The sequence below is a fragment of the Frigidibacter sp. SD6-1 genome (assembly GCF_030143255.1).
In the GTDB taxonomy this organism is placed as follows: domain Bacteria; phylum Pseudomonadota; class Alphaproteobacteria; order Rhodobacterales; family Rhodobacteraceae; genus TMP-24.
This window is the reverse complement of the sequence record NZ_JARJNR010000002.1, coordinates 109,631-127,847: the sequence shown is the minus strand read 5'-3', so window position 1 is coordinate 127,847 and position 18,217 is coordinate 109,631. Positions and strand designations below refer to the sequence as shown.

Genomic DNA, 18,217 nt, shown 5'->3' with positions numbered 1-18,217 from the left:
TTAGGAATGGTTAACGAGGGCCTTGCGGAGAGGCGGGGGGCTGTCTGCCCCCCGGGCCCCGGACGGGGTCCGGGGCCTCCCCCCGAGGATATTTGTGAACGAAAGAGTGCGGGATCAGCTTCCGGCGACCATGGCCATGAAGGCCGGGAAGGCTTCGGGGTCGTGAAGGGTCTTGTCGCGGCAGAAGGCGTTGCAGAAGCCCCAGATGCGGCCGTCCATCTTCAGGAAATGGGTGACGGGCTTGCCGGAATAGGAACAGGCGGCGTTTTCCGAAGGGCCATCGGACAGGGTCGCAGTCTTGGGCGCCGGTCCGGGCCAGGGCCGTTCCACCGTGCCGTAATAGGGGATGTAGGAGGGTTGTTCGAAATTCTCGGCCAGCCCCATCGCCCGCCAGCGGCGGAAGGAAGGGTCGGCGAGATGGGCGGCGACATAGGCCTGGGCCACCGGTCCGACGGGCAGGTCGTAGGTGGCGATGCGGGCGGCGACCGGGGCGAAGAAGGCGTCGGCGCCGGAATAGGCGCCGAAGAGCCAGGGGCCGTCCGCGCCGAAGCGGGATCGGGCGCGCGACCAGATGTCTTCGAGCCTTCCGAGATCGGCGCGGACGGCGTCGCCGACCGGGCGGCCCGCGAAGCTTTTCGCGAGATTCATCGGGCAGTCGCCGCGCAGGTCGCGGAAGCCCGCGTGCATCTCGGCCACCAGATAGCGCGCCATCATCCGCGCTGCGGGATCGGTGGGCCAGTGGCCGGCTTCGGGGTGGCGTTCGGCGAGGGTTTCGAGGATCGCGATGCTTTCGCCGACCACTTCGCCTTCGGGGGTCTTCATTGCCGGGACGAGGCGGGCGGGGGCGAAGCTTTCGAGGAGCCGGCGGACCTCGTCGCTATAGAGCCGGGCGGTATGGACCTTCACCGGCAGCCCGAACTTTTCGAAGAAGAGCCAGCCGCGGAGCGACCAGCTGGAATAGGTGCGGTCGCCGATGGCGAGGTCGTAGGTCATGTCTGCCTCCTTGAATCCGTGCCGACATAGCAAGCGATCATGTCCGGGGCACGCGCTCTTTGGTGGGGCAATCCATCACGGCTGGTGATGGTTGGCGTTGCCCTGGGGCCATTGTCATCGGCGCCTCAGCGGCCTAATCCTGTCCAAGAAACCCCGGAGGGCCAGATGCTCGCGGCCAAGCGCATCCTTCTGATCATCGGCGGCGGCATTGCCGCCTACAAGGCGCTGGATCTCATCCGCCGCTTTCGCGAGCGGGGGGCCGCGGTGGTGCCGGTCCTGACCCGGGCGGCCGAGGAGTTCGTGACGCCCCTGTCGGCGGGGGCGCTGGCCGGGACGAAGGCCTACCGCCATCTCTTCGATCTGACCGACGAGGCGGAGATGGGACATATCGAGCTCAGCCGGTCGGCCGATCTTGTGGTGGTGGCGCCCGCGACCGCCGATCTGATGGCGAAGATGGCGACCGGGCTGGCCGACGATCTGGCCTCGACCTTGTTGCTCGCCACCGACAAAAGGGTGCTGGTGGCGCCCGCGATGAATGTGCGGATGTGGCTGCATCCCGCGACCCAGCGCAATATCGCCAAGCTTCATGCCGACGGTATCCTTTTCGCTGGTCCGAACGAGGGCGACATGGCCTGCGGCGAATATGGTCCGGGGCGGATGGCGGAGCCTCTGGAGATCGTGGCGGCGGCGCAGGCGGCGCTCGGGCTCGGGCCCTTGCGCGGGCGGCATGTGATCGTGACGTCGGGGCCGACGCACGAGCCGATCGACCCGGTGCGCTATATCGCCAACCGGTCTTCGGGCGCGCAGGGGACGGCGCTGGCGACGGCGCTCCGCGATCTGGGCGCGCGGGTGACCTTTGTCACTGGCCCCGCGAGCGTGCCGCCGCCGTCGGGCGTGCATGTGGTGCCGGTCGAGACGGCGCGGCAGATGGAGGAGGCGGTGCGCGAGGCGCTGCCTGCGGATGCGGCGGTGATGGCGGCGGCGGTGGCCGACTGGCGGGTCGAGAATGCCAGCGCGTCCAAGATGAAGAAGGACGGGTCGGGCAAGGCACCTGCGCTGGCGTTCGCGGAAAACCCTGATATCCTCGCAAGCCTTTCGAAGGACAAGGAAAACCGGCCGAAGCTGGTGGTGGGTTTCGCGGCCGAGACCGATGACGTGCTCACCCATGCCACCGCCAAGCGGGTGCGCAAGGGCTGCGACTGGATCGTTGCCAATGACGTGCGCCCCGCGACCGGGATCATGGGCGGGACGGAGAATGCCGTGACGCTGGTCACGGCCACGGGCGCCGAGGACTGGCCGCGGCTGCCGAAGGACGAAGTGGCGCGGCGGCTGGCGGCGAAGATCGCAGAAGCGCTTGCCTGAGGCGGCCGGGGGAGCCTCCGGCGGGGATATTTAGGACCAGAATGAAAGGGCGCGATGTGCCGGTGATCGGGGTGATGCGCGAGGATTGGGCCGACCTGTCGGTGCCTTTGCCGTCTTACGAGACGGCGGGGGCGGCGGGGGCCGATGTGCGCGCCAACCTGCCGCCCGAGATGCGGGCGGCGGGGTTCGTGCTGGAACCGATGGCGCGGAAACTGGTGCCGACCGGGATCAGGGTCGAGATACCGGAAGGCTATGAGATTCAGGTGCGGCCGCGGTCTGGGCTTGCGTTGAAGCACGGGATTTCGCTGCCCAATACGCCGGGCACGATCGACAGCGATTATCGCGGGCCGCTCGGGGTTCTGCTGATCAATTTCGGGCCGGAGAGTTTTGTGATCCGGCATGGCGAGCGGATCGCGCAGCTGATCGTGGCGCCGGTGGTGCAGGCGCGGTTCGCGTTGACTGACGTGCTGTCCGCCAGCGCGCGCGGCACGGGCGGGTTTGGCTCGACGGGGCGCGGATGATCGTTCTTGTGCCTGTGGTGATGCTTTTGCTGGCGGGCTGGGTCCTCGGCCTGCCGAAGCGGCTGGTCTGGGGCGGGGTCGCGGTGCTTTGGGGGGCGGGGATCCTTGCGCATCTGATACTTGCCGAAGACCATCCGCTTCGGCAGGCGATTGGTGGCGACTGGCGGGCCTGGGCATTGCCTGTCCTGATCGCGGCGCTGGTCATGGCCTACCGGGCGGGGCTGGCGCAGCTTCGCGCGCGGGTGCGACCGGCAGCGATTTCGCCACAGGGCACCTTCAGCGCGACCGAGCTTGACCGCTATGCCCGCCATATCGTGCTGCGCGAAGTGGGCGGGACGGGGCAGAAGAAACTGAAGGCCGCGAAGGTGCTGGTGGTGGGCGCAGGCGGGCTTGGATCGCCCGCGCTTCTCTATCTCGCGGCGGCGGGGGTGGGTACGATCGGGGTGATCGACGACGATATCGTGTCGAATTCGAACCTCCAGCGCCAGATCATTCATACGGACGCGCGGATCGGCGAGGCCAAGGTCGCCTCGGCTGCGGCGGCGATGAAGGCATTGAACCCGTTCGTGACGGTCCGGACCTACAACCGGCGGCTCGGGGCGGAGGAAGCGGCGGCGCTTTTCGCCGATTATGACCTGATCCTCGACGGCAGCGACAATTTCGACACGCGCTATCTGGTGAATGCCGCCTGCGTTGCGGCGGGAAAGCCGCTGATTTCCGCCGCGATCACCCAGTGGGAGGGGCAGGTCGGGCTTTATGACCCGGCGCGCGGCGGGCCGTGCTACCAGTGTGTCTTCCCCGAACGGCCGGCACCGGGCCTCGCGCCTTCCTGCGCCGAGGCGGGGGTGATCGCGCCCTTGCCGGGGGTGGTGGGATCGCTGATGGCACTGGAGGCGGTGAAGCTGAACACCGGAGCGGGCGCGGTCCTCAGGGGCGAGCTGTTGATCTGGGACGGGCTCTGGGGCGAGAGCCGCAAGCTTTCGGTCAAGCGGCGGGCGGATTGCCCGGTCTGCGGCGGCCATCGGGCGGGGGGCTGAGGCCCGCATTCGGCTGGACAGCCCGAAGGCCCGCGCTTAACGTCCGGCCAACGCTTGTGAAGGGAGCCTGACCCATGAAACATCTTTCGCTGATTGCGGCTGCCGCCGCGCTTGCTGCCTCCGCCGCCTTTGCCGAAGCGCCCGACCTTGGTGGCCGCGAGGTCACGGTGGTGACGGAAAATGCCTATCCGCCGCTGCAGTTCCTCGACGCCTCTGGCGCCGCGATCGGCTGGGAATATGACGGGATGGCGGAAATCGCCAAGCGGTTGAACATCGTGGTGACCTACCAGAACACCAGCTGGGACGCGATGATCCCCGCCGTGTCCGAAGGCCAGTATGACATCGGCATGACCGGCATCACCATCAAGGACGAGCGCAAGGAGAAGGTCGATTTCTCCGACCCCTACATGCGCTCGGAAATGCTGATGATCGTTCGCGGCGACGAGGAGCGGTTCACCGATGCCGCGAGCTTCGGCGCCAATGCCGATCTGCTGATCTCGGCCCAGCCCGGCACCTCGCCCTTCTATGCGGCGATCTATGAGATTCTCGACGGCAACGAGGACAATCCGCGCGTGGTGAAATTCGAGACCTTCGGCGCGGGGCTTGAGGCGCTGAAGGCGGGTGACGTGGACCTGACGCTGTCGGATTCGACGGCGGCCAACGGCATCGTCGCGGCCTCGGACGGCGGGCTGAAGATCATCGGCGCGCCGCTCGCGTCCGAAGATTTCGGCTTCATCTTCCCCAAGGGCTCCGACCTTGTCGGCCCGGTCAATGCGGCGATCGCCGACATGAAGGCAGATGGAACGATCGAGGCGCTGAACAAGAAATGGTTCCTCGACTACAAGATGGGCGAATGATCTGAGACCCGGCCCCGGACCTGATCCGGGGCCTCTTATGATGGCGCCTTCCCCCAAACAGGACGAAGACTTCCCCTGGTGGCTGGTGATCCTCGCGGTCACCGGCGCCTGGCTGTTCTATCAGGTCCTGTCGAGCGAGGTCTATGCGGCGGCGCTCAGGACGCTCACGCGCGGGATCTGGATCACCATTTCGGTCGCGGTGGTGGCCTATCTCTCGGCCTGCCTGATCGGGCTTGGCCTCGCGGTGATGGGACTGTCTCGCTTTCGCCTGCTGCGCCAGATTGCCCGATTGTATATCGAGGTGATGCGCGGCGTGCCGGTGATCGTGCTGCTGCTTTATGTCGCCTTCGTACTGGCACCCGCGCTGGTGGCGGGCTGGAACGCCCTGGCCGATCCTTTGGGCCTGCCGCTGGCGCGGACGCGGGATTTTCCGCTGATCGCCCGGGCGACCATCGCCCTGATGCTGGCCTATTCCGCCTTTCTGGCGGAGGTCTTCCGGGCCGGCCTGCAGGCGGTGCCCGCGGGCCAGATCGAGGCGGCGAAGGCCTTGGGCCTGTCGGGCTGGCAGCGCTTCCGTCATGTGACCTTCCCTCAGGCCTTCCGGATGATCCTGCCGCCCCTGGGCAATGATTTCGTGGCGATGGTGAAGGACAGCTCGCTGGTTTCCGTCCTCGGTGTCGGCGATATCACCCAGCTTGGCAAGGTCGCGGCGGCGGGCAATTTCCGCTATTTCGAGACCTATAATGTGGTGGCGCTTCTCTATCTGACCATGACCATCGGGCTTTCGCTTGTGCTCAGGCGGATCGAGCGGCGGCTTCGTGCCGACAAGTCCTGAGGTGGCGCGCGGCGGGGGGTTGCGGGAGCCTCCGGCGGGGATATTTAGGACCAGAATGAAGATGCAAGCGCGAGGGCGGGTGATGGACAATCCTTTGGTGACGGCGTTCGAGGGCCCGTTCGGTATCGCGCCTTTCGAGGCGATCGAGGACGGGCATTTCGCGCCCGCCTTCGAGGCGGCGCTGGCGGCGGCGCGGGCGCGGGTGGCGGAGATTGCCGCCGATCCGGCAGAACCCTCCTTCGCCAATGTGATCGAGGCCCTGGAACTGTCCGAGGGGCTCCTGGAACAGGTGGGGGGCGTCTTCTGGAACCTCGCGGGCGCCGATACCAACCCGGCCCGGCAGGACCTGGAGCGGGCGCTTGCGCCGACGCTTGCGGCCTATTCGACCGAAGTGACGATGAACGAGCGGCTCTGGTCGCGGATCTCCACGCTCTGGGAGGCGCGCGAGGCGCTGGGGCTATCGCCCGAGCAGATGCGGGTCCTGACGCTCTATCACCGGCGGTTCCGGAGAGCAGGCGCGGCGCTTGAGGGCGCGGACCGCAAGCGGATGGCCGAGGTGATGGAGCGGCTGTCGGTCCTGTCGACCCGGTTCAGCCAGAATGTGCTGGCGGACGAGCGCGACTGGACGATGGAGCTGCAGCCTGGCGATCTGGCGGGCCTGCCGGATTTTGTCGTGGCCTCGGCGAAGGCGGCGGCGGAAGAGCGGGGGCGGGCGGGGCATCTCTTGACGCTTTCCCGCTCGCTGATCGCGCCCTTCCTGCAATTCTCGCCCCGGCGCGACCTGCGCGAGACCGCTTACCGCGCCTGGGTGGCGCGCGGCGAAAACGGCGGCGAGAGCGACAATCGCGCGGTGGCGGCGGAAATCCTGGCGCTGCGCGAGGAACGCGCGCGGCTCTTGGGATATGCGAGTTTCGCCGAATACAAGCTGGAGCCCGAGATGGCGGGCAAGCCCGACGCGGTGCGCGATCTTCTGATGCGGGTCTGGGCACCGGCGAAGGCGAAGGCCGAGGCCGACGCGGCGGTGTTGACCGCGATGATGCAGGCCGACGGGATCAACGGGCCCTTGCAGCCCTGGGACTGGCGCTATTATTCCGAGAAGCGGCGCAAGGCCGAGTACGATCTCGACGAGGCGGAACTGAAACCCTACCTCGGGCTGGAAGCGATGATCGGGGCGGCATTCGACTGCGCGCGGCGGCTTTTCGGGCTCGATTTCCGGCCGCTCGATCTGCCGCTCTATCATCCTGACGCCCGCGCCTGGGAGGTGACGCGCGGGGGCGAACATGTGGCGGTCTTCATCGGCGATTATTTCGCCCGCGCCTCGAAACGGTCGGGCGCCTGGATGTCGGATTTCCGCGGGCAGAAGAAGCTGGGCGGCGCGGTCCGGCCGATCATTGTCAATGTATGCAATTTCGCCAAACCGGCGGCGGGGGAGGCGGCACTTCTGTCCTATGACGATGCGCGGACGCTGTTTCACGAGTTCGGCCATGCGCTTCACGGGATGCTGAGCGACGTGACCTATCCGACGGTTGCGGGCACCTCGGTCGCGCGCGATTTCGTCGAACTGCCGAGCCAGCTTTACGAACACTGGCTGGAGGTGCCCGAGGTGCTGGAAGCCCATGCCCGCCATGCTGTGACGGGTGCTGCGATACCGAAGGCGCTCATCGACCGGCTGATGGCGGCGCAGACCTATGACCAGGGTTTTGCGACGGTCGAGTATATCGCCTCGGCGCTGGTCGATCTGGCCTTTCACGAGGGCGCCGCGCCCGCCGATCCGATCGCCCGGCAGGCGGAGGTTCTGGGGGCGCTCGGCATGCCGCACGCGATCCGCATGCGCCATGCGACGCCGCATTTCGCCCATGTCTTTTCCGGCGACGGCTATTCGGCGGGCTATTACAGCTACATGTGGTCGGAAGTGATGGATGCCGACGCGTTCGACGCCTTCCGCGAGACGGGCGATGCGTTCGATCCGGATACGGCGGCGCGGTTGCAGCGTTTCGTCTTGTCTGCCGGAGGGTCGCAGGACCCTGTCGCGCTCTATCGGGCGTTTCGCGGGCGCATGCCGGGGGTGGAGCCCTTGTTGCGCGGGCGGGGCCTTCTGGTCGCCTGACAGGCAGTCATCGTTTCCCATATCGCTTCAGATACGCCCTTGGAGCGCCATTGGTCGGTCAGCCGTGCGGAAACGTCGGCCGCCGCTTCACAGCGCCGTCCCCTCGGCTAATTTATGGCAGAAATGTGGCGCACGGGCGGTTTGGCCCCGCAATTACGGCGAAAATGTGTCATGTTTGACGAGTGGGCCTGCTTCGTGCGGTAAGTGGCCGTGCGGGCGGGTCCGTTAGGGGGCTGACAAACGGATGCGGACTGTTCGCGTTTCTGCGCTTATCGGGTGGTGGCAGGGGGCTGCGCCACCGGATGGCCAGGCGCGTCCGTACCGGAAAACCCGCGACAAACTCGGTTAGATCGTCACCAATCCGGCGGGTTTTCTGGCGATCGGGGGGGAGTGCCGGGGGGCGCTCCCCCTTCGCATTTTCCCTTCCAAATCGCCGGGGCGCATGGCAGTTTCCGCGCCATGCGTGACTTCATCATCATCGGCGGCGGCATCGCGGGTATCTCGGCGGCGGCGGAACTGTCAAAGCTTGGAACGGTAACGGTTCTTGAGGCGGAGGGGGCACTTGCCCATCATGCCTCGGGCCGGTCGGCGGCGCTTTACGAGCCGCATTACGGCCTGCCGCCGATCGTTGCCCTGTCGCTGGCGAGCGGCGAGGCACTGCGGGCGAAGGAGGGCATTCTCAGCCCGCGCGGCATGATGGTGCTGGCGGGCGCCCATGAGCGCGCGGCGTTCGAGAAGGAGCGCAAGGGCTTCAATCTCGACGATCTGACGATCGAGGAGGCGCGGGAACGGTTCCCGATCCTCAACCCCGACAGTGTGGCCTATGCAGCGGCGGCGGACCATGCCTGGGATATCGATACCGATCTCCTGATTCAGGGCTATCTGAAGGAGGCGCGCGCGCGGGGTGCCGAGGTTCTGCCCAAGGCCCGCGCAGCGGCGATCGTGCGGCTGCCGGATGGTTGGCGCGTGACGACCGCGCAGGGCGACCACGAGGGGCGGGTTCTGGTGAATGCCGCCGGTGCCTGGGTGGACGAGGTGGCGAAACTCGCGGGCATCGCGCCGCTGGGCTTCACGCCGATGCGCCGGTCGATGGCGCGGATCCCCGCACCGGGCGGGCATGATCTGTCGCGCTGGCCGATGGTCTTCGGCGTGGGCGAAAGCTGGTATTGCAAACCTGACGCGGGCGCGCTGATCGTTTCGCCCGCTGAGGAACATCCCGCCGATCCTCATGACGCCTGGGCCGATGACATGGTGCTTGCCGAAGGGCTGGCGCGGTTCGAGGAGAAGGTGACGGACCCTGTCACCCGGCTCATCGCCTCCTGGGCGGGGCTGAGGACCTTTTCGCCCGACCGGGTGCCGGTCATCGGCTTTGCGCCCTCCGACCCCGGATTTTTCTGGCTGGCGGGGCAGGGCGGCTACGGGTTCCAGAGCGCGCCCGGGGTCAGCGGCCTGGTGGGCGATCTTGTCGCGGGGCGAACGCCCCTGATCGGCGCCGAAGTGGTGGCGGCAGTCGCGCCCGCGCGCTTTCAGTAACCAACCGGACCCGGCCGGAAAGAGCCGGGCCAGACGAGGCAGAAATGAAGAGCAGTTTCAAGACGATCCTCGGGCTTGCGGTGCTGCTGGCGCTTCAGGCCTGCGGTGGCGGCAGTCGCCATCCCTACGGCATCCCCGAGCAGTTCGATGATGCCAAGCCCTGGGCCTGGCGCGGCACTGTTCCCGCGCATTACGAGGTGCATGGCGTCGATGTCTCGCGCTATCAGGGCGATGTCGACTGGTTCCGCGCGGCAGGGGCGGGCGTGCGCTTTGCCTTCATCAAGGCGACCGAGGGCGGTGACCTGGCCGATCCGCAGTTTCAGGCGCACTGGTACGGGGCGGCGCAGGCGGGCATCCCGCGCGGCGCCTATCATTTCTACTATTTCTGCCGGACCGGCGCCGAACAGGCGGCCTGGTTCATCCAGCACGCGCCGCGCGAGGCGGGCACGCTGCCCCCCGTCCTCGATATCGAATGGACGCGGTCCTACAACTGCCCGCAGCGCCCGGATGCCGAAGCCGTGCGGGCCGAGGCGGCGGCCTTCCTTGCCATCGTCCATGCCTATTACGGCCGGACGCCGATCATCTACACCACCGTCGATTTCTGGGAAGAGAACGAGATGTGGCGGCTGCAAGGCTATGAATTCTGGCTGCGCTCGGTCGCGGGGCACCCGAGCCATGTCTACGACGGCCATCACTGGAGCTTCTGGCAATATACCGGCACCGGCCTTGCCCCGGGTTTCCGGGGAGAGGTGGACCTGAATGCCTTTGCCGGGACCGAGGCGGACTGGCAGGCGTGGCTTGCCGCGCGCGTCCAGCAGTGATGCGGCCAAGGGTCGCGCGGTCTGGCGCCTTGCCGGCGGGTGTGTCAGGGTCGCGATAGCCACCGGACGCCGCGAGCGGGATGCCGCGCGGTGCGGCAGCCGCGAGGGTAACTGCAACCGGGGTCCGACCATGCCGATGATGAACCGCCGCCGCCTTCTGGGCACAGCGATGGCCGCGGGCGCCATGGCTACGGCTATGCGGGCGGTCGGCGGCGGGGCGGCAGGGCCAATTTTTCTGACGCCCGGCCCGGTGCGCTTCGATCTGACCGGGCGCGGGATGACCGAAGGCATGATGGGTTTCACGCCTGAGGGGCCGCCGCCGGTGATCCGCCTGAGGCAGGGTGTGCCCGCCGAAATTCTCGTCGAGAACCGGCTGGAGGAGATCACCACCGTCCATTGGCACGGGATGCGCCTGCCGGTCGATCAGGATGGCGTGCCCTGGCTGACCCAGATGCCGATCGGGGCGGGGGAGACCTACCGCTACCGCTTCACCCCGCCCGACGCTGGCACATACTGGTATCATCCCCATTGCAACACGCTTGAACAGATCGCGCGCGGTCTGGCCGGGCTGATCGTGGTCGAGGAGGCGGAACCACAGGCATTCGACGCTGATCTTGCCTTGCAGATCCGCGATTTCCGCCTTGGGGGCGATGGGCAGTTCATCGAGCTTTACAAGCCCCGCAACATGGCGCGCGGCGGCACGCTCGGCACGGTCAGCACGGTGAACTGGCGGGTCGCCCCCGTGCTGGCCGCCCCTGCCGGAGGTCTCGTGCGGCTGCGCCTCGCCGTCACCGATGTGACGCGGGTCTACGAGCTTTCTCTTGCGGGCGCGGAGGCAGCGCTGATCGCGCTCGACGGCCAGCCGCTGCCCGCCCCCGAAGTGCTGCCCGTTCCGCTGGTCCTCGCGCCCGGTCAGCGCGCCGATCTTGCGCTTCTGATGCCGGCAGAGGGGCAGGAGGTGGCGCTGAGCTTCGCCCGAACAAGCGGCAAATCAGAGGTCCTTGCGACGGTCCGCGCGACGGGCGCCCCGCTTGGCCGCAGCCTCGATGGTCTTGCGCCGCTGCCGCCCAATCCGACGCCGCTGCCCGATCTGGCGCGGGCAGAGCGGCTGGATTTCACCTTCGGCTGGTCGCCTGACGGCACGGCGCCTGACACCGGCGGCTTCTGCGGCGACGTGCCCTACCGGTTCTGGTCGATCAACCGCGTCCCCTATGCGGGCGACGCGCCGCCCGATCCCGCCCGCCCCGGCCGTCCGCTCGCCACTCTGACGCGGGGGCGTAGCTACGTCCTTCGGATGCTGAACGAGACGCAGAACGACCATCCGATCCATCTGCACGGGCTGGCCATGCATCTTCTGGGGCCGGAGGGTCGCCCGACCGGCCGGGTGCAGGACACGGTGCTGTTGCGCAGCCATGAAAGTGCCGAGGTCGCCGTCCTTGCCGACAATCCCGGCGACTGGGTCTTTCATTGCCATGTGATTGAACATCAGAAGAGCGGGCTGGCCGGCTTCATCCGGGTTGCCTGAGCGCAGGAATTTATTCCGGAAATGGAATGTGTTGACCCATGTCAAGGCTGGCGCATCCGGGCCGGGCCAGATGAGTCCGGAACAAGGGCAGAAGGACCGGCGATGTACAAGGCGAAGATCACCGAGATGCGGGGCGAGTTGCGCGGGCTGAACAAGCTCATTCCCGAAACGATGGCCGAATTCGGCGCGCTGTCGAAAGCGGCCAAGGATGGCGGGCCGCTTTCGGTCAAGGAAAAGGAATATGTGGCGCTCGGCATCGCCGTCAGCCAGCGCTGCGAGCCTTGCATCAACTTCCATGTCGAAGCGCTGATGAAGGCCGGGGCCACGCGTGAGGAGCTGGGGTCGGTCCTTGCCATGGCGATCCAGATGGGCGGCGGCCCTGCGGTCATGTACGCCGCGCACGCGCTTGCCTGCTGGGACGAGCTGGCCGCCTGAGAGCCGCGAAGGGTGGAAATCCGGCGATCGCTTGGATAAGAGAGGCCTCCGGGTCCGCTAAGGTGAGCGCGACCCAAGGAGACCGCCCGATGCAAGCGAGTGCCGCCAGAGGGGCCGCGCCATTTTCCGTCGCGCCGATGATGGACTGGACCGACCGTCACTGCCGGTTTCTGCACCGGCAGATATCGCACCATGCGCTTCTCTATACCGAGATGGTGACGGCGCCCGCCGTCATCCACGGGCCACGCGACCGGCTTCTGGGTTTCGACGCGGCGGAGCATCCGGTGGCCCTGCAACTGGGCGGCTCGGACCCGGCGGAACTGGCCGAGGCCACCCGCATCGCGGCGGGATACGGCTATGACGAGATCAACCTCAACGTCGGTTGCCCGTCGGACCGGGTGCAGTCGGGCTGTTTCGGCGCGGTCTTGATGGAGCGCCCGGCGCTGGTGGCCGACTGCGTCGCGGCGATGATCGCCGCGAGCCCGGTCGAGGTGACGGTGAAATGCCGGATCGGCGTGGACGATCAGGTGCCCGAAGAGGTGCTGCCCGCCTTCATCGAGACGGTCGCCGCGGCGGGCGTCACCCGCTTCGCCATCCATGCCCGCAAGGCCTGGCTGCAGGGGCTGAGCCCCAAGGAGAACCGCGAAGTGCCGCCGCTCGACTATCCGCTCGTGCTGGCGATGAAGCGGGCCTGTCCGCAGCTTCATATCTCGGTCAATGGCGGCATCGCGAGTTTGGCGCAGGCCAAGCAGTTTCTCGATCAGGGCCTTGATGGCGCAATGATCGGGCGGGCGGCCTATCACACACCATTCGATCTGCTGGGACGCGCGGACGAGGTGATCTTCGGCGCGGGCCCCGGGCCCGACCGGCTGGAGGTCGTGGACCGGATGCGCCCCTATATCGCCGCGCATCTGGCCAGGGGCGGGCGACTTCACCAGATCACCCGCCACATGCTGGGCCTCTTCCATGGCCAGCCCGGCGCGCGCGGCTGGCGGCGGATGCTGTCGGAACGGGCGAACCTGCCCGGTGCGGGGCTTGAGGTGATCGACGCGGCACTTGCGAGCCTGTCCGAACCCGCCTGACCCCTCTGGCCGCTGGCCAAGCCGCCCCGGGGCGGCTATCACGTCCGGGCGCGAGAGGGAGAAGATGATGCCGCATGCCGAACAGCTGGTGCCGATGCTTGTCCTTCTGGCGGCGATCGGCGCCTTCGCCGGGGTGATCGCCGGCCTTCTGGGCGTGGGTGGCGGCATCATCCTGGTGCCCGCCTTCTTCTATGCTTTCTCTGCCCTCGGCTATGGCGGGCCGGACCTTATGCAGGTCTGTCTCGCCACCTCGCTTGCCACGATCATCGTGACCTCGACACGGTCGGTCTTGGCCCATAATCGCAAGGGTGCCGTCGACTGGGCGATCCTCAGGGGCTGGGCGCCGGGGATCGCGGTGGGCGCGGTCTTCGGGGTGCTCGCGGTCGCGCAACTGCGCACGCCCGCCCTGCAGGCGATCTTCGGCACTCTCGCGCTGGTGGTCGCCTTCTACCTCGGTCTCGGTCGCAGCCACTGGCGGATCGGGCCTTCGATGCCCGTCGGGGCGGTGCGGGCGGCGCTGTCGCCTCTGGTCGGGTTCCTGTCGGTGCTGATGGGCATCGGCGGCGGGTCGTTCGGCGTGCCGCTCATGAGCCTATATGCCGTGCCGATCCATCGGGCGGTGGCGACGGCGGCGGGCTTTGGCGTGGTGATCGCCGTGCCCTCGGTCGCCGGGTTCCTGATGCAATCGGTCGAAGGCGCGCCACCCTATACGGTAGGGGCGGTCAACCTTCCGGCCTTCGCGGTGATCATCGCCATGACGCTGATCACCACGCCCTGGGGGGTGAAGCTCGCCCATGCGATGGATCCCGCGCCGCTGAAGCGGGTCTTCGCGATTTTCCTGGCGATCGTTGCGCTCAACATGCTCAGGAAAGCGGCGGGCTGGTAGGGTCCGGTCCGGGCGCCTCCTCGGTCACTTCGTGCCTCGTCGGAGAGGCGAGGAGTGCCCGAAGGGCTTCGACGAGCCTTCGCGGATCAGTCGCCGCTGCGCGCCGACAGACGTGCCGCCCGGCCGCCACGGCGCAGTGCCAGGCGCGGCGCACGGGTCGGAAGTTCAGCCATCACCGCGCGGCGCCGTTCCGGCTCCATCCGGCTCCAGCCCGCGATCTCGTCGATCGTGCGGAAGCAGCCGACGCAGATCCGCTCGGTCGGATGGATCGTGCATAGCTTCACGCAGGGGCTTTCCACTTCGTTCCGCTTCCAGACCTGATCGGGGAGATCGCGCATTTCATCCATGTCGAAGATGCCCGATCCTGTCGAGCGCTCCTTGCAGGATAAACCCGGCCGCGACGTGATCGATGACCTCCGAGCGACGTTTTCGTGACGTATCCGCCTCCAGAAGCGCCCGTTCGGCGGCAACGGTCGACAGGCGCTCGTCCCAGAAGGTGATCGGCAGGTCGGTCAGCCGTTCAAGGTTGCGGGCAAAGGCGCGGGTCGACTGGCAGCGCGGGCCCTCCGTTCCGTCCATGTTGCGCGGCAGGCCAAGGACGATGCCGCCGATTTCGCGCTCGGCCACGATCTTCAGGAGCGCCGCCGCATCGGCGGTGAATTTCACCCGCCGGATGGTCAGGAGCGGCGAAGCGACCGAGAGCTGGCGGTCGGAGACGGCGACACCGATGGTCTTCTCGCCCAGATCGAGGCCCGCGAGCGCACGATAGGGCGCGAGGCGGCGCGCGAAGTCGGCGGTATCTTCGGCGATCATTCCGCCACCCCTGCCGCTTCGGCCTCGGCCCGCACCATGGCCAGCCCTTCGGGATCACCCGCAAGTGCGGCCTGAGCCAAGGCCCAGGCGGCGCGCCCCCGGTCAGTTTCCTTCAATACGCCAAGCGCGCGCATCAGTTGCGCCCATTCCTCGGCACTGCCGCCTTCGGCCTTGAGACGCGCCTCCAGCCCGTCGACCATGCCCGCGATCATCTCGGCCTGACCGGGGTCGAACGCCGGGGCGGTCTTTCTGACCGGCTGGTAATCGACGCCCGCAGCGGCGGCGAGCCCTTCGATATTCGCCTCGATGAAGGGCACCCATGGCGCCTCGGCCGGGCTGTCGGCCAGAAGGTCGCGCCAGAGGGGGAAGGCGCGGTCGGGCCGCCCGGTCTGCGCCTCGACGAGACCTGCATAGAAGCGTGCGGTGCCGTTGGCGGGATCGGCCCCGAGGCTTGCGACCACCGCCGCTTCCGCCTCTGCCGTCACCGTGCCGCCGGCCGAGAGCACCAGCGCATCGGCGAGTGCTGCGAAATCCGCAGAGGTCGCTTTCGCGCCAAGGGCGGCGACAAGCTGCTCCTCCGCCCGCGCCGCCGCGGGCAGGTTGCCAAGCTTGCGCTCGTTCTCGGCCAGAAGCCTGAGGCCCTGCACATCGCCCGGCCGTTGCGCCACCGCCGCGCGCAGCTGGTCCATCAGGCTGGCATATTGCGGATCGGGCGCGGGCGCGGGCGGGCGGGCCTTCGCCGCTTCCGCCTCGGCCGCCTCCTGCGTCGGCCGCGCGGCCTTCAGCGCTTCGGCCTTCGCGATGCGCGCCGCATGGGGCAGGTCGGGGTAGGTCGGGACGCCGAGCCTGAGATACAGGCCCGCCGCCCCCGCGATCGCAAGGGCGGTCAGCGCAAGCGGCAGGGCAAGGCCGCCTGCCTTGTTATCCGCCACGGCAACGCCCTGACGGTCGAGGGCGAGGATGCGGCGCTTGATCTCCAGCCTGAGCGCGTCGGCTTCCCCGGCGCCGATGGTGCCGCGGGCGAGATCGCGGTCGACCTCGCCAAGCTGCGATTTGTAGAGCGCAAGATCAGACGCAGTACCGGGCGCTTCCTCCGGGCGCACGCGCTGCGCCGCGCGCCACAGCGCCGCCGGGATCAGGGCCGCGAGGGCCGCCGCGATGAGCCAGAAGACCATGCCACCTTCACCTTTCGTATCCCACATAGGGCTTTCCGGCCCGGCCTGAAAGCCGGAAAGGCCGTTCTCGGCCCCGCCTGCGGTTTCATGTCGCAAATGTCGCAAATTTCTCAATTGCGACGTTTGCCAGCCTGAGGCAAAACCTGCGTCATTCCATGTGAGACGGGAAGGCGGCACATGACCGCCGGGAAGGATTCGGGCCCCCCATGTCGATCACCAGAGCCATGAAGCGCTATTCGGCTTTCGCCATCGCCCGCGAGGCGATGAGCTATCACCAGAACTGGGAGGAAGCGTGGAAATCCCCCGCGCCGAAGCCCGCCTATGACGTGGTGATCGTCGGCGCCGGTGGCCATGGCCTCGCCACCGCCTATTACCTCGGCAAGAATTACGGCATCACCAATGTCGCGGTGATCGAGAAAGGCTGGCTCGGCGGCGGCAACACGGGCCGCAACACCACGATCATCCGCTCGAACTACCTGCAGGACCCGTCGGCGGCGATCTATGAAAAGGCCCGGTCGCTCTTCGAAGACCTCTCACAGGACCTGAACTACAACGTGATGTTCAGCCCCCGTGGCCTCCTCATGCTCGCCCAGACCCATCACGAGGTGCGCGGCTACCGCCGCACGGTCTATGCCAACAACCTGCAGGGCGTGGCGACCGAATGGATCGAGCCTGCGCGGGTCAAGGAACTCGTGCCGATCATCAACCTGGGCGGCCCCCGCTACCCCGTCCTCGGCGCGCTTTATCAGGCGCGCGGCGGCACGGCACGGCACGATGCGGTCGCCTGGGGCTATGCGCGGGCCTGCTCGGCCATGGGCATGGACATCATCCAGCAGACCGAAGTGACCGGCATCCGCCGCGAGGGCGGCAAGGTCACGGGCGTCGAGACGACCAAGGGCTTCATCGGCTGCGGCAAGCTTGGCCTCGTGGCGGCGGGCCATTCGTCGGTGCTGGCCGACATGGCGGGCTTCCGCCTGCCGATTGAATCTCTCGCGCTTCAGGCGCTGGTTTCCGAGCCGATAAAACCCTGCATGGATGTGGTGGTGATGGCCAACACCGTGCATGGCTACATGTCGCAGTCCGACAAGGGCGAGATGGTGATCGGCGGCGGCACCGACGGGTTCAACAACTATACCCAGCGGGGCAGCTTCCACCATGTTGAGGAAACGGTGCGGGCACTGATCGAGACCTTCCCGATGATCTCGCGCCTGAAGATGCTGCGCCAGTGGGGCGGCATCGTCGACATGACCGGCGACCGCTCGCCCATCCTGTCGAAGACGCCGGTCGAGGGCCTCTTCGTCAACTGCGGCTGGGGGACGGGGGGCTTCAAGGCCATCCCGGGCTCGGGCTGGGCCATGGCCGAACTGATGGCCCGGGGGCATTCGCCGCTGACCGAGGAATTTTCCATGTACCGCTTCCGGGAAGGGAAGTTCATCGACGAAAGCGTCGCGGCCGGGGTGGCGCATTGATGGGTTCTCGCCGTGAATTTGTTGTAGGATCGGTCGCTTTGCTGGCCGGATGTAGTTTGCCCCTCAAACTGGGTGAAGTCAGAGCTGACCTTGTCGGGAAATGGACCTGCATAGCTTCAACCGAGAGTCCGGCTTTAGTCGGGGCGCGGCTGGAATTGCGAAGCAACGGCCGGTTTGAGTGGCGGGCAAATCCTGGTTCAAATGAATTTCCAGAGTCGCTGCGCGGGAAATGGGGCTACAAAGCCTCAAGCAATGAGCTGTCACTCGCCGAGCCAGTGGAGTTCCCGCCTTCACGGCCTCTTCACTACAATCTTCGCGCGAATTTGGCATATGCACCAGACGCCGACACGCTGACTTTGTCGTTTTCCTGGTTCAGTGATTACGATCGCGCCGTGCCAATCGTGCTCACCTTCTTGAGGGACGAATAAATGCTAACCCTTGAATGCCCCTACTGCGGCGTGAAGGCCGAGGAAACCGAACTGCAGGCCGGTGGCGAGGCGCATCTGAAGCGGTTCGGGCCGGGCTCGTCGGACGAGGATTTCGACGGCTACATGTTCATGCGCAAGAACCCCAAGGGCGTGCATTTCGAACGCTGGCGCCACAGCTACGGCTGCGGCAAATGGTTCCTCGCCGCGCGCTGCACGGCCACGCTCGAAGTCTTCGGTACCTATCCGGCCCAGACCTCCGAGCCGCCCGCCGAGTTGCAGGCCCGCATCAAGGCCAAGCGCCCCACTTGGGGGGGCTACAAGTGAGCTTTCCGCCCCGC

General features: G+C 67.3%; 18 protein-coding genes. 14 read left to right on the top strand and 4 right to left on the bottom strand.

Annotation, left to right across the window (positions count from 1 at the left end; genetic code table 11):
• Positions 1–114: 114 nt before the first annotated feature.
• The gene (locus P0645_RS05105; RefSeq protein ID WP_284163494.1) at positions 115–993 is read right to left on the bottom strand and encodes a glutathione S-transferase; all 879 of its coding nucleotides are present in this window, start codon (positions 991–993) and stop codon (positions 115–117) included.
• Positions 994–1,158: 165 nt separating this feature from the next.
• Here P0645_RS05105 and coaBC point away from each other — a divergent pair, with 165 nt between their 5' ends.
• The 12 genes from coaBC (at position 1,159) to P0645_RS05045 (ending at position 13,994) form a co-directional block, all read left to right on the top strand.
• Positions 1,159–2,355: a bifunctional phosphopantothenoylcysteine decarboxylase/phosphopantothenate--cysteine ligase CoaBC gene (gene coaBC / locus P0645_RS05100; protein ID WP_284163493.1), complete on the top strand. Its 1,197-nt coding sequence runs from the start codon at positions 1,159–1,161 to the stop codon at positions 2,353–2,355.
• Between the two features lie 41 nt (positions 2,356–2,396).
• Positions 2,397–2,876, top strand: coding sequence for a dUTP diphosphatase (gene dut / locus P0645_RS05095; protein WP_284163492.1), 480 nt, complete (start codon positions 2,397–2,399; stop codon positions 2,874–2,876).
• On the top strand, positions 2,873–3,913 hold the full coding sequence (locus P0645_RS05090; RefSeq protein ID WP_284163491.1) for a HesA/MoeB/ThiF family protein: 1,041 nt from the start codon (positions 2,873–2,875) through the stop codon (positions 3,911–3,913). Before dut ends, P0645_RS05090 begins: the two co-directional genes overlap by 4 nt.
• A 74-nt stretch (positions 3,914–3,987) precedes the next feature.
• Positions 3,988–4,770, top strand: a complete 783-nt coding sequence (locus tag P0645_RS05085; RefSeq protein ID WP_284163490.1) for a transporter substrate-binding domain-containing protein — start codon at positions 3,988–3,990, stop codon at positions 4,768–4,770.
• 37 nt (positions 4,771–4,807) lie between these two features.
• The gene (locus P0645_RS05080; protein ID WP_284163489.1) at positions 4,808–5,605 is read left to right on the top strand and encodes an amino acid ABC transporter permease; all 798 of its coding nucleotides are present in this window, start codon (positions 4,808–4,810) and stop codon (positions 5,603–5,605) included.
• An 82-nt stretch (positions 5,606–5,687) separates the two neighbouring features.
• Positions 5,688–7,712 carry a M3 family metallopeptidase gene (locus tag P0645_RS05075; protein WP_284163488.1) on the top strand — a complete coding sequence of 675 codons (2,025 nt, stop codon included), beginning with the start codon at positions 5,688–5,690 and terminating at the stop codon, positions 7,710–7,712.
• Between the two features lie 459 nt (positions 7,713–8,171).
• Complete coding sequence (locus P0645_RS05070) at positions 8,172–9,245, top strand: NAD(P)/FAD-dependent oxidoreductase (RefSeq protein ID WP_284163487.1); 1,074 nt, start codon at positions 8,172–8,174, stop codon at positions 9,243–9,245.
• A 44-nt stretch (positions 9,246–9,289) separates the two neighbouring features.
• On the top strand, positions 9,290–10,066 hold the full coding sequence (locus tag P0645_RS05065; RefSeq protein ID WP_284163486.1) for a glycoside hydrolase family 25 protein: 777 nt from the start codon (positions 9,290–9,292) through the stop codon (positions 10,064–10,066).
• A gap of 130 nt (positions 10,067–10,196) precedes the next feature.
• Positions 10,197–11,591, top strand: coding sequence for a multicopper oxidase family protein (locus P0645_RS05060; RefSeq protein WP_284163485.1), 1,395 nt, complete (start codon positions 10,197–10,199; stop codon positions 11,589–11,591).
• 102 nt (positions 11,592–11,693) lie between these two features.
• Positions 11,694–12,026 carry a carboxymuconolactone decarboxylase family protein gene (locus tag P0645_RS05055; RefSeq protein WP_284163484.1) on the top strand — a complete coding sequence of 111 codons (333 nt, stop codon included), beginning with the start codon at positions 11,694–11,696 and terminating at the stop codon, positions 12,024–12,026.
• A gap of 89 nt (positions 12,027–12,115) precedes the next feature.
• Positions 12,116–13,108 (top strand): tRNA dihydrouridine(20/20a) synthase DusA, encoded by a 993-nt coding sequence (gene dusA / locus P0645_RS05050; RefSeq protein ID WP_284163483.1) that lies wholly within the window; start codon positions 12,116–12,118, stop codon positions 13,106–13,108.
• A 67-nt stretch (positions 13,109–13,175) separates the two neighbouring features.
• On the top strand, positions 13,176–13,994 hold the full coding sequence (locus P0645_RS05045; RefSeq protein WP_284163482.1) for a sulfite exporter TauE/SafE family protein: 819 nt from the start codon (positions 13,176–13,178) through the stop codon (positions 13,992–13,994).
• Positions 13,995–14,080: 86 nt separating this feature from the next.
• On the opposite strand, the gene P0645_RS05040 is transcribed toward P0645_RS05045, so the two are convergent.
• From P0645_RS05040 to ccmI, 3 genes are read right to left on the bottom strand one after another with little or no spacing between them, the layout of a single operon-like run.
• Positions 14,081–14,332 carry a DUF1289 domain-containing protein gene (locus P0645_RS05040; RefSeq protein WP_284163481.1) on the bottom strand — a complete coding sequence of 84 codons (252 nt, stop codon included), beginning with the start codon at positions 14,330–14,332 and terminating at the stop codon, positions 14,081–14,083.
• Position 14,333: 1 nt separating this feature from the next.
• Positions 14,334–14,807 carry a Holliday junction resolvase RuvX gene (gene ruvX, locus P0645_RS05035; protein WP_284163480.1) on the bottom strand — a complete coding sequence of 158 codons (474 nt, stop codon included), beginning with the start codon at positions 14,805–14,807 and terminating at the stop codon, positions 14,334–14,336.
• Complete coding sequence (gene ccmI / locus P0645_RS05030) at positions 14,804–16,009, bottom strand: c-type cytochrome biogenesis protein CcmI (RefSeq protein ID WP_284163479.1); 1,206 nt, start codon at positions 16,007–16,009, stop codon at positions 14,804–14,806. The genes ruvX and ccmI overlap by 4 nt, the downstream gene beginning before the upstream one ends.
• A 197-nt stretch (positions 16,010–16,206) precedes the next feature.
• On the opposite strand from ccmI, the gene P0645_RS05025 reads away from it, so the two are divergent.
• Together P0645_RS05025 and P0645_RS05020 are read left to right on the top strand one after the other, a co-directional pair.
• Positions 16,207–17,451, top strand: coding sequence for a sarcosine oxidase subunit beta family protein (locus P0645_RS05025; protein WP_284163758.1), 1,245 nt, complete (start codon positions 16,207–16,209; stop codon positions 17,449–17,451).
• A gap of 428 nt (positions 17,452–17,879) precedes the next feature.
• On the top strand, positions 17,880–18,203 hold the full coding sequence (locus tag P0645_RS05020; RefSeq protein ID WP_284163478.1) for a sarcosine oxidase subunit delta: 324 nt from the start codon (positions 17,880–17,882) through the stop codon (positions 18,201–18,203).
• The last annotated feature ends 14 nt before the right edge of the window (positions 18,204–18,217 follow it).

What these genes read in the sequence shown, in the direction of transcription:
- P0645_RS05055 (WP_284163484.1), top strand. Translation starts at nt 11,694, where the DNA reads ATGTACAAGGCGAAGATCACCGAGATGCGGGGCGAGTTGCGCGGGCTG.
- P0645_RS05065 (WP_284163486.1), top strand. Translation starts at nt 9,290, where the DNA reads ATGAAGAGCAGTTTCAAGACGATCCTCGGGCTTGCGGTGCTGCTGGCG.
- P0645_RS05085 (WP_284163490.1), top strand. Translation starts at nt 3,988, where the DNA reads ATGAAACATCTTTCGCTGATTGCGGCTGCCGCCGCGCTTGCTGCCTCC.
- dusA (WP_284163483.1), top strand. Translation starts at nt 12,116, where the DNA reads ATGCAAGCGAGTGCCGCCAGAGGGGCCGCGCCATTTTCCGTCGCGCCG.
- P0645_RS05025 (WP_284163758.1), top strand. Translation starts at nt 16,207, where the DNA reads ATGAAGCGCTATTCGGCTTTCGCCATCGCCCGCGAGGCGATGAGCTAT.
- P0645_RS05075 (WP_284163488.1), top strand. Translation starts at nt 5,688, where the DNA reads ATGGACAATCCTTTGGTGACGGCGTTCGAGGGCCCGTTCGGTATCGCG.
- P0645_RS05080 (WP_284163489.1), top strand. Translation starts at nt 4,808, where the DNA reads ATGATGGCGCCTTCCCCCAAACAGGACGAAGACTTCCCCTGGTGGCTG.
- dut (WP_284163492.1), top strand. Translation starts at nt 2,397, where the DNA reads ATGAAAGGGCGCGATGTGCCGGTGATCGGGGTGATGCGCGAGGATTGG.
- ruvX (WP_284163480.1), bottom strand. Translation starts at nt 14,807, where the DNA reads ATGATCGCCGAAGATACCGCCGACTTCGCGCGCCGCCTCGCGCCCTAT.
- P0645_RS05105 (WP_284163494.1), bottom strand. Translation starts at nt 993, where the DNA reads ATGACCTACGACCTCGCCATCGGCGACCGCACCTATTCCAGCTGGTCG.
- P0645_RS05070 (WP_284163487.1), top strand. Translation starts at nt 8,172, where the DNA reads ATGCGTGACTTCATCATCATCGGCGGCGGCATCGCGGGTATCTCGGCG.
- P0645_RS05060 (WP_284163485.1), top strand. Translation starts at nt 10,197, where the DNA reads ATGCCGATGATGAACCGCCGCCGCCTTCTGGGCACAGCGATGGCCGCG.
- ccmI (WP_284163479.1), bottom strand. Translation starts at nt 16,009, where the DNA reads ATGTGGGATACGAAAGGTGAAGGTGGCATGGTCTTCTGGCTCATCGCG.
- P0645_RS05045 (WP_284163482.1), top strand. Translation starts at nt 13,176, where the DNA reads ATGCCGCATGCCGAACAGCTGGTGCCGATGCTTGTCCTTCTGGCGGCG.
- P0645_RS05040 (WP_284163481.1), bottom strand. Translation starts at nt 14,332, where the DNA reads ATGCGCGATCTCCCCGATCAGGTCTGGAAGCGGAACGAAGTGGAAAGC.
- coaBC (WP_284163493.1), top strand. Translation starts at nt 1,159, where the DNA reads ATGCTCGCGGCCAAGCGCATCCTTCTGATCATCGGCGGCGGCATTGCC.
- P0645_RS05090 (WP_284163491.1), top strand. Translation starts at nt 2,873, where the DNA reads ATGATCGTTCTTGTGCCTGTGGTGATGCTTTTGCTGGCGGGCTGGGTC.
- P0645_RS05020 (WP_284163478.1), top strand. Translation starts at nt 17,880, where the DNA reads ATGCTAACCCTTGAATGCCCCTACTGCGGCGTGAAGGCCGAGGAAACC.